The following is a 17,512-nucleotide window of genomic DNA, read 5'->3' as shown; positions in this document are numbered from 1 at the left end:
ATAAAAATATAGAAACATTTTATCTTGAGTAAACACCGCCCGCTGAAGTTGAAGGATTATAGTCCTCACCCTCTTTAGGGAAACTTGGAATAAATTTCATATTACTCAATATCTGTCTTTGGCGTTTACGCATGTAACGTCCAGGATTCTTACTGCTGAACTTACGAGGATTAGGCAATGTTGCTGCAATAAGCGCACAATCAGAACGACTCAGATCTTCAGCCTTTTTACCGAAATTATACTCAGCAACAGCATCTGCGCCATATATACCATCCCCCATCTCAATAGAATTAAGATACACTTCCATGATACGCTGCTTACTCCACAACAATTCTGTAAGAGCAGTGAAATAAACTTCAAATCCCTTGCGCACCCATGAACGTCCTGGCCACAGAAATACATTTTTAGCAGTTTGCTGACTAATTGTACTTGCTCCTAGTTTGTGCTTGCCTCCCTGAAGATTTCTTTTAGCAGCCTTTTCAATAGCATCATAATCAAAACCATGATGCAGCAGGAATCTTTGATCTTCACTTGCCATTACAGCAACAGGAAGATGTTCTGATATCTCATCAATGGGAACCCAATGATGATGAAGCGTCATACTTTCGCCTTCAGCTACTTGCTGAAAACATCTGATAAACATTAATGGCGTGAAATAAACGGGAATAAAACGAAGTACAACTACCGCAAAGATAGTTGAAGCAAAAAACAAGGATACCCCCCATCTAACAATTTTCCAGACTTTAGTTTTCATTTACTAAAAAAATAGGGGCACACCAAAACAGTATGCTCCCCAATATTAAAATTTGTTTAACTTATTTTATTCTGAAAGAGTTCCGTTGTTTGCCGCATTAACCATAGCTGGACTAGCATACAAATAAACTTCTACTCTACGGTTCTGCTGACGTCCAGTAGCAGTTGCGTTGTCAGCAACAGGAGAAGAACTTCCCTTGCCTTCTACCTTTTGGAACTGATAAGGCGAAACGCCACAACTCTTAAGATAATCTACAACACTCTGTGCACGACTGTTGCTCAATGGGATATTGATACCATCATTACCTGTGTTATCAGTATGACCATAGATATCTACGTGGCAATCAGAATTATTCTTTAATACAGAAGAGAATTTAGAAAGGTCATTCTTTGAACCTGAATTCAAAATAGCTTTGTTTGTAGCAAACAGAATACCACTGTCAAATGTTACTTTAACAGCCTTTAGACCATTGGCATCTGTAATCTCTTCAACCTTAGCATTATTAACCTTTGCAGCTTCTGCAGCAACTTTATCCATATGATGTCCAATAACGGCACCAGTTCCTGCACCAACTGCACCACCAATAGCAGCACCAACTGCGGTGTTACCAGCTATTTTACCTATGATTGCGCCTAGAACAGCACCACCACCTGTGCCGATAAGAGCTCCTGTACCTTGCTTTGTTGCGCAACTAAAAACTGTTAGGAAACAAAGTCCTAATGTGGCGATCTTTATTTTTTTCATAATCACTAATAATTTATGTTACACGTATCTGACTGCAAAGATAAAGTAAATGAGTGGAAAATCAAAATAAAACATGTTTAAATTTTATTTTACCGAGCACAGCTTCTTTCATAGAATATACGCCCCAAGTTTATGAGTAAGAATAAAATAAATAATGTTTTTTTTAATTTGTACACGATGGTTACCAACATTTTTTTGTAATTTTGCAAACAAATTAAAATATAAGAACTTAATATAATGGCAAAAGAACTTAAAGAACTTACCAAGCGAGCTGACAACTATAGTCAGTGGTACAACGATTTGGTATCAAAGGCAGACCTAGCTGAACAGGCACCTGTCCGTGGTTGTATGGTAATTAAACCATACGGTTTCGCTATTTGGGAAAAAATGAAGGAGCAACTTGACAAAGAATTCAAGAAAACAGGTGTGCAAAATGCATACTTTCCTCTCTTAATTCCAAAGAGTTTCCTTAGCAAAGAAGCTGAACACGTTAAAGGATTTGCCAAGGAATGTGCTGTCGTAACTCATTACAGACTTAAATCAAGTGAAGATGGAAACACTGTTGTTGTTGATCCAGCTGCTAAACTTGACGAAGAACTGATAATCCGTCCTACTTCTGAAACTATTATATGGAATACATATAGGGGATGGATACATTCTTGGAGGGATCTTCCTCTAATGTGCAACCAGTGGTGTAACGTTATGCGTTGGGAAATGCGCACACGTCCTTTCCTTCGCACATCAGAATTCCTGTGGCAAGAAGGTCATACTGCACATGCAACTCGCGAAGAAGCAGAAGCAGAAGCACAGAAGATGCTCAAAGTATATGCTGACTTTGCTGAAAATTGGATGGCCGTTCCAGTATTACAAGGCGTAAAGAGCGAAACAGAACGTTTTGCCGGTGCACTTGATACTTACACTATTGAGGCTATGATGCAGGATGGAAAGGCTCTACAGAGCGGAACAAGTCACTTCCTTGGACAAAACTTCGCAAAGAGTTTTGATGTGACATTCCTAAACAAAGAAAACAAGCCTGAATATGTATGGGCAACATCATGGGGAGTAAGCACACGCCTTATGGGTGCACTCATAATGGTTCACAGCGATGATAATGGACTTGTTCTTCCTCCAAAGCTAGCTCCTATTGAGGTAGTAATAGTACCTATATTCAAGGGTGACGAACAGCATGATGCTATTTCAGCTAAACTGCAACCTGTAATAGACAAACTACAGGAACTTGGAGTAAGCGTTAAATATGATGACTCTGACAATAAGAGACCTGGATTCAAATTTGCTGATTATGAACTGAAAGGTGTTCCTGTACGTCTAGTAATGGGTGGACGTGATTTGGAAAACAACACGATCGAAATCATGCGACGTGACACTTTGGAAAAAGAGAACGTTAGCTTTGACGGAATTGTTGAGCGAGTTAAAGATTTGCTTGATGATATTCAGAACAACATGTTTGAGAAAGCAAGAAAATATCGTGATGCTCACGTTTACGAATGTGACAACTATGATGAATTCAAGGAACGTGTTAAAGATGGTGGTTTCTATCTATGTCACTGGGATGGTACTGAAGAAACAGAAGCAAAGATTAAAGAAGACACTCAGGCTACTATAAGATGTGTTCCATTTGCTTACGAGCAAACAGAAGGCATTGACATGGTATCAGGCAAACCTGCTAAATGTCGTGTAATTATAGCAAGAAGTTACTAATAATAGTAATCAAATAAAACAGAATTAAATCCCTTCTCTTAATTGATGAAGGGATTTATTTTTATTATTTGATGATACACAATATATTAAATCAGAATATCACGATTTATTAAACGTTTAATATTTTATAAAAAACTGATTTTATCGTATGAGTATTCAAAATCTTTATTACTTTTGCGATAACATTAATATCATTTACAAAAATTAGAGACAATGAAAAAGATTATTACAATAGCAATGATGCTGATGGCATTTTTCACAATGGCTTCTGCACAAAAGCAAGCAGACATTAGATTTGACAAAGTGACTGTTGATCTTGGCACTTTTTCTGAAAAAGATCCTGTCCAGAAAACTACATTTGTATTTACAAATGTAGGTGATGGTCCTCTTGTTATCAATCAGGCTGTCGCAAGTTGTGGATGTACAGTTCCTTCTTATCCAAAGGCACCTATAATGCCAGGACAAAAAGGTGAAATAAAGGTTACATATAATGGTGCTGGCAAATTCCCGGGCAAATTCAAAAAGAGCATCACAATACGCACAAACGGCAAGACTGAGATGACACGCCTTTATATAGAAGGTGTGATGAATGAAGCTAAATAAAGCTCGTCATTTTAGAACTTACATTTTGTACAATAAGCAAAAAACTTTATAACGTTGTCATCAGACTTCAAAACGTTATAAAGTTTTTTTTAATGTTACTAATGCTATTTTGTAACTACAGATAAGATAATTTGAACATCCGATTCATATTTATAGTTCATCGGACAAATTATGTTTAACAGATCAGGTATAAAAATTACTAAGTCCAAAGACCATTTACAGAGAACACTCCCCCCCCTAAATAAAAGAAGAATCCAAAAAAAACATAAAACAAACCTACATTACCTACATTTTTGACTTAAATGATTACTAATCAATACATTAACCCATGTATATTAGTGCCTTTTCCTACATCTTTCCTACATGATTCCTACATTATAAGCACGTATTTGTACTAAAAACGGTGAATTTTACCCCAATCGTAATACGAAAGTCGCTTTTTTGGTTGGACCATTAAGTCATGTTTTCATCAGTAAAGCAAATCATTATGATGCCTTTCATGGAATTGTGAATATAGAAATCTCATTTCTCTTTGTAAATGAAATTTGGAAACAAAACTGATTTATAAAACATTTCGATATGTCTACCTTTTCCGTAAGGGATTTCAGAAACTATAAAGTTAGTCAGTAACAACTTAAAAAAATGTATCGTGATTTAGTAAGTATAACCACAAATATTTATAATCAAATCCTCTTATAGTCAAAATGCATGAAGTACAACAAATATAAAATCACCTTTTTCGGTACGACTTTGAGTAATAAGGCCCTAATCACTCTATAAAGCATGTAGGATTACCGAGTGATTAGGGCCTAATCACTCCCTAAAATGTATAACAACGGACTCTCCTACATAAGCTAACATATTGTATAACAATACGTTTCGCAAAAACATGTAGGAAACGGCATGTAAAATCAAAATAAATATTTTTTTTGATAGTCATGATTCAATTGGTTTCATAACTTTACAGATGAAAAGAACTATATTGGAGAGAATCGTATGATGAATTATTAAATATCATATTTACGAAAAAAAACGCCAATAACAGGTATGATTTGGAGTTTGTTGTCACTTTTACCCTGATAATGTCACTTAATGTCACTCGCTCATCCCTTACAAACAAAGGGTTTGTGACAAAGTGACATTAGTGGCATTAAAAAAACTTTTTCTGTTGGAGACAACTACTGTTTCAGTTAACCTCAACATAACGGAATTAAATGTTTGGATATTAAAAAGGGGTTATTAATAAATAGAAACAAAAAAAGAGGCAGTCACCCACCTCTTTTATAAATAATGAACGTAAAAACGAACATTAATATGTTTTTAATTGATTACTTCTTCAATGAATCTCTATACCATTCATAAAGACGTTCTACACCATCATTAATCTCAACTTTATGAGTCCAACCGAGACGATGAAGTTTATCAACATCTATCAACTTACGAGGAGTACCATTTGGTTTGCTATCATCCCAGATAACATCGCCTTCAAAGCCGACAGTCCTTACAACAAGGTTTGCAAGTTCCTTAATGGTTAGTTCTTTACCAGTACCAACATTTATATGACAGTTGCGAATCTCACCCAACTTAGGCAATGCTCCACCACGACCTTCACTATTATTTCTATCAACTGCACCATTGATCTTTGCGCCATAGAATACGCTTGAATACTTCTCAATACCAATGATATCTTTGAAATCAACATTTAGTAATACGTGAACGCTGGCATCAGCCATATCCTCGCTCCATAAGAATTCACGAAGCGGACTTCCGTCACCCCAAAGAGTAACCTTATTGTTTTCTATTCCATAGAAAGCAAGAGCCTTGAGAATACGTTGTTCATCATTCTTGCCATCAACATTACCCTCACCGATTATTGCAATCAACTTGTCGGTCGGATTTATAGGACGCTTGTCCATATCTACACGAATCTCATCCCAGTTATTGTCATGGATGAGTTTAGCCAAGTAAATCTTGCGCATCATGGCTGGCATGACATGACTATTCTCCAAATGGAAATTATCATTAGGACCATAAAGATTTGTAGGCATAACAGCGATATAGTTTGTACCATACTGCAAGTTATAGCTCTCACACATTTTAAGTCCGGCAATCTTTGCGATTGCATACTCTTCATTAGTATATTCCAATGGAGAAGTAAGCAAAGACTCTTCCTTCATTGGCTGCGGAGCATTTTTAGGATATATACAAGTACTACCCAAAAACAAAAGTTTCTTCACCCCATGTGAATATGCATTACTGATTACATTACACTGAATCTTCATATTCTGCATAATGAAATCTGCACGATAAAGAGAATTGGCAATAATGCCACCAACAAATGCTGCAGCAAGAACCACAGCATCAGGGCGCTCTTCATCAAAGAATTTCTTTACAGCATACTGATCGGTCAAGTCGAGTTCATGATGACCACGACCAATCAGATTATTATAACCTCTTGATTTAAGGTTATTCCAAATTGCCGATCCTACAAGTCCATGATGACCGGCAACATATATCTTACTATTCTTATCCAACATAATTATTATTTCACAATACCCTTCTCAAGATATTCTGCCAAATTAGTTCTCACACGTTCAGCTGCACCATCAGAAGCAATCTTTGCCATATCACTGTCTACCATGATATTTACAAGTTCCTCGAAACTTGTCCTACTTGGATTCCAACCAAGTTCAGCCTTAGCCTTTGTTGGGTCACCCCAAAGATTGACAACATCAGTTGGACGATAGAAATCTGGGCTAACCTCAATAACTACTTTTCCAGTAGCCTTGTCAATTCCCTTCTCATCCATTCCTTCACCTTCGAATTCAAGTTCTATACCAACACGCTTGAAGGCATGGTAGCAGAATTCACGCACACTATGCTGAACACCAGTAGCAATAACAAAGTCCTCAGGCTTCTTGTGCTGAAGAATCAGCCACATACATTCTACATAATCCTTTGCGTATCCCCAGTCACGAAGTGAACCCAAGTTACCCAGGAATAGTTTTTCCTGTTTACCCTGCTTAATGCGAGCTACAGCAAGTGTAATCTTTCTTGTTACGAAAGTCTCTCCTCTTCGCTCACTCTCATGGTTAAACAAAATACCAGAGCAGCAGAACATGTTATAGGCCTCACGATACTCTCTGACAATCCAGAAGCCGTATTGCTTAGCTACAGCATAAGGACTGTATGGATGGAATGGTGTATTCTCATTCTGAGGAACTTCTTCAACCTTTCCATACAACTCAGATGTTGATGCCTGATAAATTCTACATGTATCAGTCATACCTAACTGGCGAACAGCCTCCAAGACACGCAATACACCAACTGCATCAACATCAGCAGTGAACTCAGGGGAGTCAAAACTCACCTGAACATGACTCTGTGCAGCAAGATTATATATTTCTGTTGGGCGAACCTTTCCTATAACACCCAATATACTCATTGAATCACCAAGGTCAGCATAATGAAGATGGAAATTTGGTTCTCCCTCCAAATGTGCGATACGTTCACGATAATCTACTGATGAACGACGGATTGTACCATGTACATCATAACCCTTATCAAGCAAAAATTCTGCAAGATAAGAACCATCCTGCCCCGTAATACCGGTAATTAAAGCAACTTTCTTTTCCATGAATTATTTATATTCTTTATACACCTTTATTTATAAATAAAGGTTAATTATTTATTTTTCTAGGTCTTCAGCAAACTGCTTGATACGCTGTTCCTCACTAAGCTTGCAAATCAACAACTTACCATCATCTTCTGCTACAATATACCCATCCAGTCCCTGAATTACTACCTTTTTTTCTTTCAGTGCATGAACGATGGTATTATGCGTATCAAACAAAGATACGTTATCACCAATCACACTGTTTCCATAAAGATCCTTACGATTTTGCATAAGTAGACTTCCCCATGTACCAAGATCACTCCATCCGAAATTAGCTGGACAAACAAAAATTTCTTCAGCTTTTTCCATTATGGCGTAGTCTACAGAGATATTATCGCATTCGCAATAATACTTATCTATCATTTCCTGCTCTTGTGGAGTTCCATAAATACCAAGCATGCTTTCAAACAACTTTGCCATTGAAGGTTGATAAACTCTGAACGCATTTACAATAGTACTGACATTCCAAATGAATATACCAGCATTCCAAAAATAATTATTCTTACGGATATACTGTTCGGCTGTATTCAAATCTGGTTTTTCACGGAAAGAATCAACACGAAATATTTCTTTGTTGCGAGGAGAATGCACAGACAGGTCTGCTTGAATGTAACCATACCCTGTCTCAGGTCTATTAGGTTTCATGCCAAGGGTTACAATAGAATCAGTCTCACCAGTGAATTTCATGCAAGACTTCACTACTCGCGCAAACTCGGCAGTATCTGTAACAATATGATCACTTGGACTGACAACAATATTAGCTTTAGGATCTACTGACTTTATCTTCCAACTAACATAAGCTATACATGGAGCAGTGTTTCTGCGACATGGTTCAAGAAGGATATTCTTTAATGGTACCTCAGGCAGTTGCTCGTGGCATTTATCAAAATATTTCTTGTTAGTAACAATCCACACATTTTCAGGGTCGCAAATATCTTTGAAACGATCCATTGTTAGCTGAAGCAACGATTTGCCTACTCCAAGAACATCAATAAATTGCTTGGGGCATTCCTGAGTACTCATCGGCCAGAATCTGCTCCCAACTCCACCAGCCATTATAACTAAATGGTTATTCTTATCTGCCATATCTATATTATAGTTTTTTAAAGATGCTTCAAAGTTAAACAATTTTTTCCTATATACAAAGAAAGGGCAGATAAAATCTGCCCTTTCCATATAATAAACCGAGTTGAAACCTTAACATCTCGGCATATATTCAATTATTTCGCATATAAAGCAACAATTGTCTCATAGAGTTCTTGCTTGCCTGAAGTCTGCTTTGGCTCTTCAACCTTCTTGCCGTATTCGTAAACCTGCTCGAAAGAAAGTTTACCTGCTTCGAAGTCTTTACCAAGACCATTGTCGAAGCTAGCATAACGATCCTTCTTCATCTTAGGAAGTGCACTTTCTTCCAAGATTGCAGCCGCATTCTCCAAAGCACGAGCCATAGCATCCATACCGCTGATATGAGCAATAAATAGATCTTCAGGATCAGTTGAGTTACGACGAAGCTTAGCATCGAAGTTTGTACCACCATTGCCAAGACCACCGTTGCGAATAATCTCAAGCATAGCCTGTGTCAACTCATAATTGTCAATTGGGAACTGGTCTGTATCCCATCCATTCTGAGCGTCACCACGGTTAGCATCGATAGAACCGAGCATACCATTGTCAACAGCAACAGCAAGTTCATGCTCGAAAGTATGACCAGCAAGAGTTGCATGGTTTACTTCGATATTTACCTTAAAGTCCTTGTCAAGATTATGAGCTTTCAAGAAACCTACAACAGTCTCTGTGTCTACATCATACTGATGCTTTGTTGGCTCCATTGGTTTTGGCTCAATAAGGAATGTACCTGTAAAGCCCTTAGAACGAGCATAGTCACGAGCAGCTGTAAGCATCTGTGCCATGTGCTCTTTCTCACGTTTCTGATCTGTGTTAAGAAGGCTCATATAACCTTCACGTCCACCCCAGAATACATAGTTTGTACCACCCAACTTAATAGTTGCGTCAATAGCGTTCTTTATCTGTACGATAGCACGTGCAACTACATCAAAGTCTGGGTTTGTAGAAGCACCATTCATGTAACGCTTGTTACTGAATACGTTTGCTGTACCCCAAAGAAGATGCTTGTCAGGATTTTGAGCAAGTTTTGCTTTCAAGTAATCTGTAACAGCTACCATACGAGCCTCATACTCTTCAACATCCTTACCTTCGTCTACCAAGTCGATGTCATGGAAACAGAAATAGTTGATACCCAACTTATCCATAATCTCGAAACCAGCATCAGCCTTATCTTTAGCACGCTGTACAGCGTCTGCAGCCTTATCCCATTCATAAGAACGAGTCTGTCCACCAAACTGGTCTCCACTAGCTCCACCCAGTGTATGCCACCAAGCCATAGCGAACTTCAACCAATCCTTCATTTTCTTACCCATTACGACCTTTTCTGAATCATAATAGTGGAAAGCCATAGGGTTCTTACTTTTTGTTCCTTCAAAAGGAATCTTACCAATCTGTGGAAAATACTCTTTTGCCATAATTTTAAATATTTAGGTTTTTAAATCAAATTTATCTTAGGTTTATTTGTTAATAGACGCTACTAAAGCTTCTTTCCATTCAGCATAAGCACTGAGATATGCATCACGTTTTGTTTCGTCAGGTTCTATTACATCCAATTTCTTCAATGTTGAGAATGCTTCTACATTATCTTTATAAATACCTGCGCCAATACCTGCACCCTTAGCTGCACCAACACTGCCGTCTGTATCATATAATTCAATTGTTGCACCACTAACACCAGCTAGCGTGTCTCTGAACATTGGGCTAAGGAACATGTTTGCCTTGCCTGCATGAATGTCATTAATATTCATTCCCATATGCTGCATAACTTCCATACCATAACAGAAACTGAATACGATACCTTCTTGTGCTGCACGAACGAGATGTGCCTGATTATGCTTATTGAAACTCAATCCTTGAACAGAGCAGCCAACTTCCTTGTTTTCAAGTACTCTCTCTGCACCATTTCCAAATGGTATAATCTTAACACCTTCACTGCCAATAGGCACAGACAATGCAAGATCATTCATTTCGTTATAGCTATAGTTTGGAGTGACATTTCTATGTACCCATGCATTTAAGATACCAGTACCATTGATACAAAGTAATACACCAAGACGGTCAAGTTCTGTTGTATAGTTGGCATGTGCAAATGTATTTACACGACTCTTTGGATCATAATTTACATCACCTAGTACACCATATACAACACCAGATGTTCCGGCTGTACTTGCTATTTCACCAGGGTTAAACACATTAAGGCTGACAGCATTGTTTGGCTGGTCACCAGCACGATAGCTGATAGGTGTGCCTTCTTTGAGTCCTAATTCTTTAGCCGCTTCAAGTGAAACTTCACCCTGAACAGAGAATGTTGGTACGATGTCAGCAAGCATACTTTCATCAAAGCCAAAATAATCAAGCAAGAACTTTGCTGGCTTCTTAGCCTTAAAGTCCCACATCATTCCTTCAGACAAACCGCTTATTGTTGTACGAATATCACCACACAACTTCATGGCAATATAATCACCTGGCAACATCATTTTGTCTATCTTAGCAAACAATTCAGGTTCGTTTTCTTTAACCCATGCTAACTTAGCAGCGGTGAAATTACCTGGAGAGTTAAGCAGATGACCAAGACACTTTTCAGAACCAAGTTCTTTAAATGCACGCTCGCCATAAGGAACAGCGCGAGAGTCACACCAAATAATACTTGGGCGCAACACTTCTTTATTTTTATCAACACATACAAGACCATGCATCTGATAAGAAATACCAATAGCAAGAATATCCTCGCCTTTAGCATTGGTCTGTACCATTATCTTTTGAAGGGATAATTTAGCGTTGTCCCACCACATTTGCGGATTCTGTTCAGCCCATCCTGCTTTTACAGCTATAATAGGTGCTTCTTTTTCAGGGTAAAAGGCTGTCGCAGATATGTCACCAGTTTCAACATCTACAAGAGATGCTTTTACTGAACTACTGCCTACATCAAAGCCTAATAAATATCTTTTATTCATGTTATTAAAATTTCAATAGTTATATCATGTCTATATATAAAACGAATAGAAATCAAATTCCCCCACACAAAACCATAAAATATTTTGTTTTTTTATTCTCGGTTACTTTTCATGGCATCAAAGTGGCAAAACTTTCAAGAGGATTCGCTTATAAGATGTCAACATAGGAACACCATCATCAACGACTCGGAGAATACTACGATTGTGTATCATCAGGGTCGGAACCACCAATATCTGACATAACAATCATTCTCGTTTGGGCTGAAAGGTATAGATTACTCAATAATAGTAATAATATAATTCCATATTTTTTCATTGGATCAGTCTATTGTATTATTTATTCAGGTTGTATTAATGACTACAAACTTAAAGTATTTTTTTTAGATAGCTGATGCCTTTATGCTATAAAAAGCTATCATTAACCTAGAATTAACAATATTAACAATAGTGCATGATAATACACTTAGATAAAAAACAGAACGGCAAAAAAAAACAGATGTATTTCTTGTAAAGAAAGTATAAGGCAAAGAAAACAAAAAACCGTCCAATAGAATTACCTATTGGGCGGTTTACTCTAACAGTTATAATATTTTAAAAATGCAATCTTACATCAACACCACATTGGAAAGGATTTCCCAATTGGGCGAAAGTATAATTTACTCCTGTAGCAGCTGTCTGAACTGCGAAGGTATTATATTTTGTATCGGTCAGATTACGTCCCCAGAAACTAACGAGAACTTTACCAAAGTCTGCATCTGCATGAGCACCTAGCACTGCATACAAGTTTTGAGAATAAGTATTTGCTTCATCCCAATATGTTTTGCCCTGAGCATTGACATTAGCACCCAAAGTGATACTCTTGAGCATACCACATGACATATCAAAACGATAATCTGTGTAAGCACCAATAGTATGCATTGGTACAAAAGGAACATACTTTCCTGAATAATCAACCGCCTTAGCGCCCTCACCATCAATATAATCCTTGAAAGCAGCATGTGTCAAACCATAGCTTACACCCCAAGTCATGTGATCATTGAACGCATTACCACGAAGGCATGCCTCAATACCGCAGCTATAACTCTTGCCAGCATTAGTCATCATACGACCAAATCCGTAATTTCCAGCCATAACAGAAAGTTGTTGATTATTAATCTGCATGTAATAGGCAGAAAAATCAAAGTGGATAGAATTATTGAATAAGTTCATATGAGTTCCAATCTCGTAGTTCCAACTGGTCTCTGGCTTATATGATATTGTCTTTGATATATTATCATAATATTGAGCATCATGCTGTAATACCATGTTTCCATGTGCAGACTGAGCACTTGCTGAAAGTTCTGTTTGAAGCACGTCTGAAAACATCTGCATATTGAAACCACCAGCACGATATCCCTTGCTAACAGTAGCATAAACGTTGCTGCCATCATCACTAAAGCGATAGTTTAAACCAAACTTTGGCAATAACTGGTCGAAATCATTATGATTCTTATTATTAAGATATGTAGAAACAAGTGCGTCTACATGCTGTCCCATTACATCCTCTGATAGCTTTACTGATGCGCTTGTAGCATAGTCGATAGCAACATGAGAATAGTCATAGCGTAAACCCAATGTGGCAGTAAGACGTTTTGTTATATCAAAAGCAGACTCATGATAAAAAGCCAAATTTGTTGTCGGTGTGTGGAACATTCCTGGAACTGTTGACATTGCCATATTTATGTTACACCCACCCATACGCTGAATAAGCGCAGCGGCAGCCTGCTCCCCCATGCGCTTAGCCATAGACTGAAGCATACCATTGTAAGCATAGGCAGTGATGCTATTAGACAACATTTTGTTCATGTCGTCATCAAAATATACTGGAGAATCTGTTTTCAACCATTGTGAAGAGAAATATGTTCCAAAAGTCCAATGCCAGAAACCTCCTACAGCATGATTGCCTTTAAGTGCAAACTCCTGAGTAATTGCATTTTGCAGTTGATGCTGCTCCAAGTGCATATAATCCTGAGGAAGGTAGTCTTGATCCATAAGCATGTTATCACGAAGATACTGATAACTTGTAGTACTTGTGAAATCAAAATAATTAGCTTTGAAACCAACGGTAAATGCAGTATTCAACATATTACGACGATAACCAGACTGTCTATTGGTATTTGGCATTGCCGTAGAACCTGTTTTAGCATCTAGCATTCCATAAGGAAAACCATTCTGATTTACATATTGATAATCAGCAAGGAAGTTAAGACTTATTCTGTCGGTTGGCTCAGCAACTAATCTTAAACGACCACCTGCTTCATCATACTTATCTGCATGTTCACCAGAATAAGTATTACGGAAAAATCCATTTTGTCCATTATAGAAACCAGCCAAAGACATACCAAACTTATCGCTGAACTTTGAATAATTAGCAAACTCAACATTGCGATAAAAGCGTGAACCAATACCCAGATTGACATCTGTACCCTGATAATTAAGAGGATTCTTTGTATAAAGTCTTACCAAACCACCTTCGGTATTCTGTCCATAAAGTGTTCCCTGTGGACCACGCAATACATCAACACGATCAAGCTGATAGGTATGGAAATTAAACGCACTCTTGCTTATAAGTGGCATCCCGTCAAGATAGAATCCTACTGCAGGACTATTTACTCTACTGCCGATACCACGCATATACATAGAAGAAGTGATGCGCGAACCGTAATTAGGCATAGCAAAAGAAGGAACAAATACAGACAACTCGCGAATGTCGCGAACGCCTAAACTATATATTTCCTTACTTGAAAACACACTACTGCTTAAAGATTGCTGACGAAGTCTTTGAAATTCTTTAGGCTGACTAATGACAACAACCTCATCCAAGTCATGGACACGTGAAGAGTCAAGAAGACTGATGTTGGCAAAAGGATTGCGCAATGTTCCTGCCATTGCACTACCAAAAGAAGTCGCGGCAAATAAAATTGCCAGAGATATATGCTTATTCATATTCCGTAATAATAATTTACGGATGCAAAGGTAACGATTTAATTAATATTATGAAATCCTTATTTATTATGAATTTTCGGCACCACAAACAGGACAATGGCCTTTATGACGCATAGATGCCCCGCAATTTCCACATATATACGTTGTACGATTAGTTGAAATGAATCTATATAATGCAAAAAATACATAAGCTACCAAGAATATATATCCTATATAATATAAAGTTGTGATGCTAAACAATATATAATTTACAGCACATACCCCAGCCAAGCCACCAAGATAAAGCACAGCTTCTGAGAATGGTAGTTTATGAAGTGCATCGTCAACTGCTGCTATTGCAACAATAAGAATAGCCCATACAGAAACCAAGAATATAGACAACAATGGAGCTACTGAATATGGATTCAATGTAGGGTGAAAATAAAAATGACGCCAAACATCAGGAACAAAATTCTGAATACTGGCATAAAAAGTAGCAGAACATGCAACGATGATAGCCAAGAGAGTTGGATAAAACGAATCTATATCACGGAAATGTACTATTTTGGCATTTTTACGCATAATAGTACGAATCATATAACTGAATGATATCAATGCCAATACAACAAGGAATATCAACAAATGGGCATCTGAGAATGTTGAAATGAATTGTGAGATGGGATCGTCGGGAACCACTTTTGGCAGTAGTATTGATTCACGCTGCCAACCGAATGTAGACTGATCACGTGCTACCTGTACCCATACAGAATCAATTGAATCTGTAGGTATAATTCTTATATCAGCAACAACTAGATGATCGTGCTTGTGCAGATATATAGTGTCTGTAGGTAGATATGCAGAAACTTCCTCAGGCTGCTGCCTTATTAGAGCCAGAGAATCAGACTTAACAATAAAATTATAATTCTTGGTATAGTAATGATTACTTTCAAAAGACAATGAGTCTTTCTGTTTCGCACTATATGTTACCATAGCACCATGCGTTACAGGCTTGTGATGATAACAAGAAGAAAACAGTAGGAGAACTGTGACCAGCAAGCTCACCAACCAAAAATTATTATTGTTAATCTTATTATTCAGCATAGACATTCATCTGACATTCAACACAATTAAATTCCAATCTGAACTTTCTACCATCGTATAGGCGAAGATATAAAGGTTCGCTCCATTGAGGCTTTTGTCCACCACGTTTCACACAATATCCAAAAGTATAACGTAGACAATGCCTGCACTGCATGATGAGAGGTTGCTTTACCGGTGAAAGCTCATAAGCTGGCTGATATTTAATCAATCCCTTATTCTCATAAAAATCACGTGCAAGTTCATTTGATATATTATATAGGTATGGATGTTTACCATATTCTTTTGGGAATGTATTTTCTTGAATAGAGCTTTCAGGTAAAAAGCTATGTTCAACATTTGTTGCGGTTAGTCCTACCGCTGCAAGTTTTTCGATTACATCACGACGCAAATCAGACAACAGACTTGATGGGATGAAATACTGATCAGCACCTTCAGCAATAATTATATCTGAACAATAATAAACTGTATTTCCCAATTTACCAAGTTGTCTTACAATATTATCATGTTGTGGCTTATTGGCTGTCTGATGTTCAAACACGATCGTTGATGTAGCTGAGAAGTTTAATTCATCATTAAATATCCTTAATGAGAAACCTCCATCAATGGCTTCAAAAAACATTTTAATAGCTATCTTTCGCTCAGCAGTATCACCAGCCAACACCTTATTAAAAGCAACATCATTGTTACGATAAAGAACTGTTCCCGATTTTAAATGCTCTGGCATCTTGAATGGGAACAATCTATTGCCAACAGCTTTATTAACACGGAAGCCTTCTAATTCGTGTTCGCCATTGATAAAGCACAATCCATCACCATTTGCAAACATAGCTGTGCCAGCAACATTAAATGAATTAGAACTTATTTCTTTCACCTTGCCTACGTACTCGCCCATAGCCTTTGGAGTATCGAAACTAGCAATATCAGGTTGACGACCATTAAGGAAATAGGTAGTAAAACCTCTATTAAAAGTCTTTTTGAGATTAGGTTCAAATGTATATTCAACATTTCCGAAAGAAGCGCGACGATAATCTCTAGGATGCTTCTTGACAATTTTGTCAAGCTGTGAACTATAAGCAGCCACAACATTCTTAACATAATCAACATCTTTGAGTCTACCTTCGATTTTGAAAGAACAAGCTCCACTTTCAGCAAGCAGTTCCAAATTATCAATCTGGCACATATCACGCAATGACAACAAGTGACGCTGATGTTCTATCTCATGGTCTTCAGAATCTACGAGATCAAATTTCATGCGACAGAATTGGGCACACTCTCCCCTATTGGCACTACGATTAAAACAATATTGAGAAGCATAACATACACCTGAATAACTAACACAAAGGGCACCATGAACAAATACTTCCAATTCAATGTTTGGAACATTCTGATGTATTGCGGCGATTTCTTCAGCAGACAATTCACGTGCGAGTACTGCACGCTTGAAGCCAAGTTCACGAAGATATTCAACTTTATCCGAACTGCGATTATCTGTTTGTGTGGAAGCATGAAGTTCTATGCTAAGACCATCCTTTTCTTTCAGTTCTTCAACAAGTTTCAGAACACCCATATCCTGAACAAGCAAAGCATCAACTCCGATTTCGTTTAACTGTAAAAGAAGCTTACGTGTGTCGTCAATTTCGTTATCATATATAATCGTATTGACAGTTACATACACCTTTGCACCAAACTGATGAGCATAGTCACACAAAGTTTTAATATCTTCAACAGAATTTCCTGCAGCAGCACGTGCACTAAAACGTGATGCTCCTATATACACTGCATCAGCGCCATGACTGATTGCAGCCATTCCACATTCCACATTCTTTGCCGGAGCTAATAATTCAAGTGAACGCATTATATCTAATTTCTTAA

At 37.6% G+C, this 17,512-nt stretch carries 12 protein-coding genes; 2 read left to right on the top strand and 10 right to left on the bottom strand.

The genetic code is table 11. The features are described from left to right. Window positions 1–19: 19 nt before the first annotated feature. Together mtgA and HEQ28_RS02410 are read right to left on the bottom strand one after the other, a co-directional pair. On the bottom strand, window positions 20–754 hold the full coding sequence (gene mtgA, locus HEQ28_RS02415; RefSeq protein WP_434503594.1) for a monofunctional biosynthetic peptidoglycan transglycosylase: 735 nt from the start codon (window positions 752–754) through the stop codon (window positions 20–22). A 66-nt stretch (window positions 755–820) separates the two neighbouring features. Next, a complete protein-coding gene (locus tag HEQ28_RS02410) occupies window positions 821–1,498 on the bottom strand; it encodes an OmpA family protein (protein ID WP_434503593.1) in 678 nt (225 codons plus the stop codon). Between the two features lie 237 nt (window positions 1,499–1,735). On the opposite strand from HEQ28_RS02410, the gene proS reads away from it, so the two are divergent. Further along, a complete protein-coding gene (proS, locus tag HEQ28_RS02405; protein WP_434503592.1) occupies window positions 1,736–3,217 on the top strand; it encodes a proline--tRNA ligase in 1,482 nt (493 codons plus the stop codon). Window positions 3,218–3,430: 213 nt separating this feature from the next. Further along, window positions 3,431–3,820, top strand: a complete 390-nt coding sequence (locus HEQ28_RS02400; protein WP_434503591.1) for a DUF1573 domain-containing protein — start codon at window positions 3,431–3,433, stop codon at window positions 3,818–3,820. A gap of 1,328 nt (window positions 3,821–5,148) precedes the next feature. Here the strand turns inward: HEQ28_RS02400 and HEQ28_RS02395 are convergent. The 8 genes from HEQ28_RS02395 to HEQ28_RS02360 all read right to left on the bottom strand — a co-directional run bounded on the left by HEQ28_RS02395 (window position 5,149) and on the right by HEQ28_RS02360 (window position 17,495). After that, window positions 5,149–6,354 carry a GDP-L-fucose synthase family protein gene (locus HEQ28_RS02395; protein WP_434504412.1) on the bottom strand — a complete coding sequence of 402 codons (1,206 nt, stop codon included), beginning with the start codon at window positions 6,352–6,354 and terminating at the stop codon, window positions 5,149–5,151. A gap of 8 nt (window positions 6,355–6,362) precedes the next feature. Beyond that, window positions 6,363–7,457 (bottom strand): GDP-mannose 4,6-dehydratase, encoded by a 1,095-nt coding sequence (gene gmd / locus HEQ28_RS02390; protein ID WP_434503590.1) that lies wholly within the window; start codon window positions 7,455–7,457, stop codon window positions 6,363–6,365. A 51-nt stretch (window positions 7,458–7,508) separates the two neighbouring features. Continuing rightward, the gene (locus tag HEQ28_RS02385; protein WP_434503589.1) at window positions 7,509–8,582 is read right to left on the bottom strand and encodes a mannose-1-phosphate guanylyltransferase; all 1,074 of its coding nucleotides are present in this window, start codon (window positions 8,580–8,582) and stop codon (window positions 7,509–7,511) included. A gap of 134 nt (window positions 8,583–8,716) precedes the next feature. Further along, window positions 8,717–10,039 (bottom strand): xylose isomerase, encoded by a 1,323-nt coding sequence (gene xylA, locus HEQ28_RS02380; RefSeq protein WP_434504411.1) that lies wholly within the window; start codon window positions 10,037–10,039, stop codon window positions 8,717–8,719. 39 nt (window positions 10,040–10,078) lie between these two features. Next, on the bottom strand, window positions 10,079–11,575 hold the full coding sequence (locus HEQ28_RS02375) for a xylulokinase (RefSeq protein WP_434503588.1): 1,497 nt from the start codon (window positions 11,573–11,575) through the stop codon (window positions 10,079–10,081). 591 nt (window positions 11,576–12,166) lie between these two features. Continuing rightward, complete coding sequence (locus HEQ28_RS02370; protein WP_434504410.1) at window positions 12,167–14,503, bottom strand: TonB-dependent receptor; 2,337 nt, start codon at window positions 14,501–14,503, stop codon at window positions 12,167–12,169. Window positions 14,504–14,626: 123 nt separating this feature from the next. After that, window positions 14,627–15,646, bottom strand: coding sequence for a zinc ribbon domain-containing protein (locus tag HEQ28_RS02365; RefSeq protein ID WP_434503587.1), 1,020 nt, complete (start codon window positions 15,644–15,646; stop codon window positions 14,627–14,629). Beyond that, window positions 15,630–17,495, bottom strand: coding sequence for a peptidase U32 family protein (locus HEQ28_RS02360; protein WP_434503586.1), 1,866 nt, complete (start codon window positions 17,493–17,495; stop codon window positions 15,630–15,632). Before HEQ28_RS02360 ends, HEQ28_RS02365 begins: the two co-directional genes overlap by 17 nt. Window positions 17,496–17,512: the final 17 nt, after the last annotated feature.

The sequence above is a fragment of the Prevotella sp. genome, assembly GCF_051059605.1.
GTDB lineage: Bacteria > Bacteroidota > Bacteroidia > Bacteroidales > Bacteroidaceae > Prevotella.
Note: the sequence above shows the minus strand (reverse complement) of the source record. Positions and strands in the feature narration are given on the sequence as shown.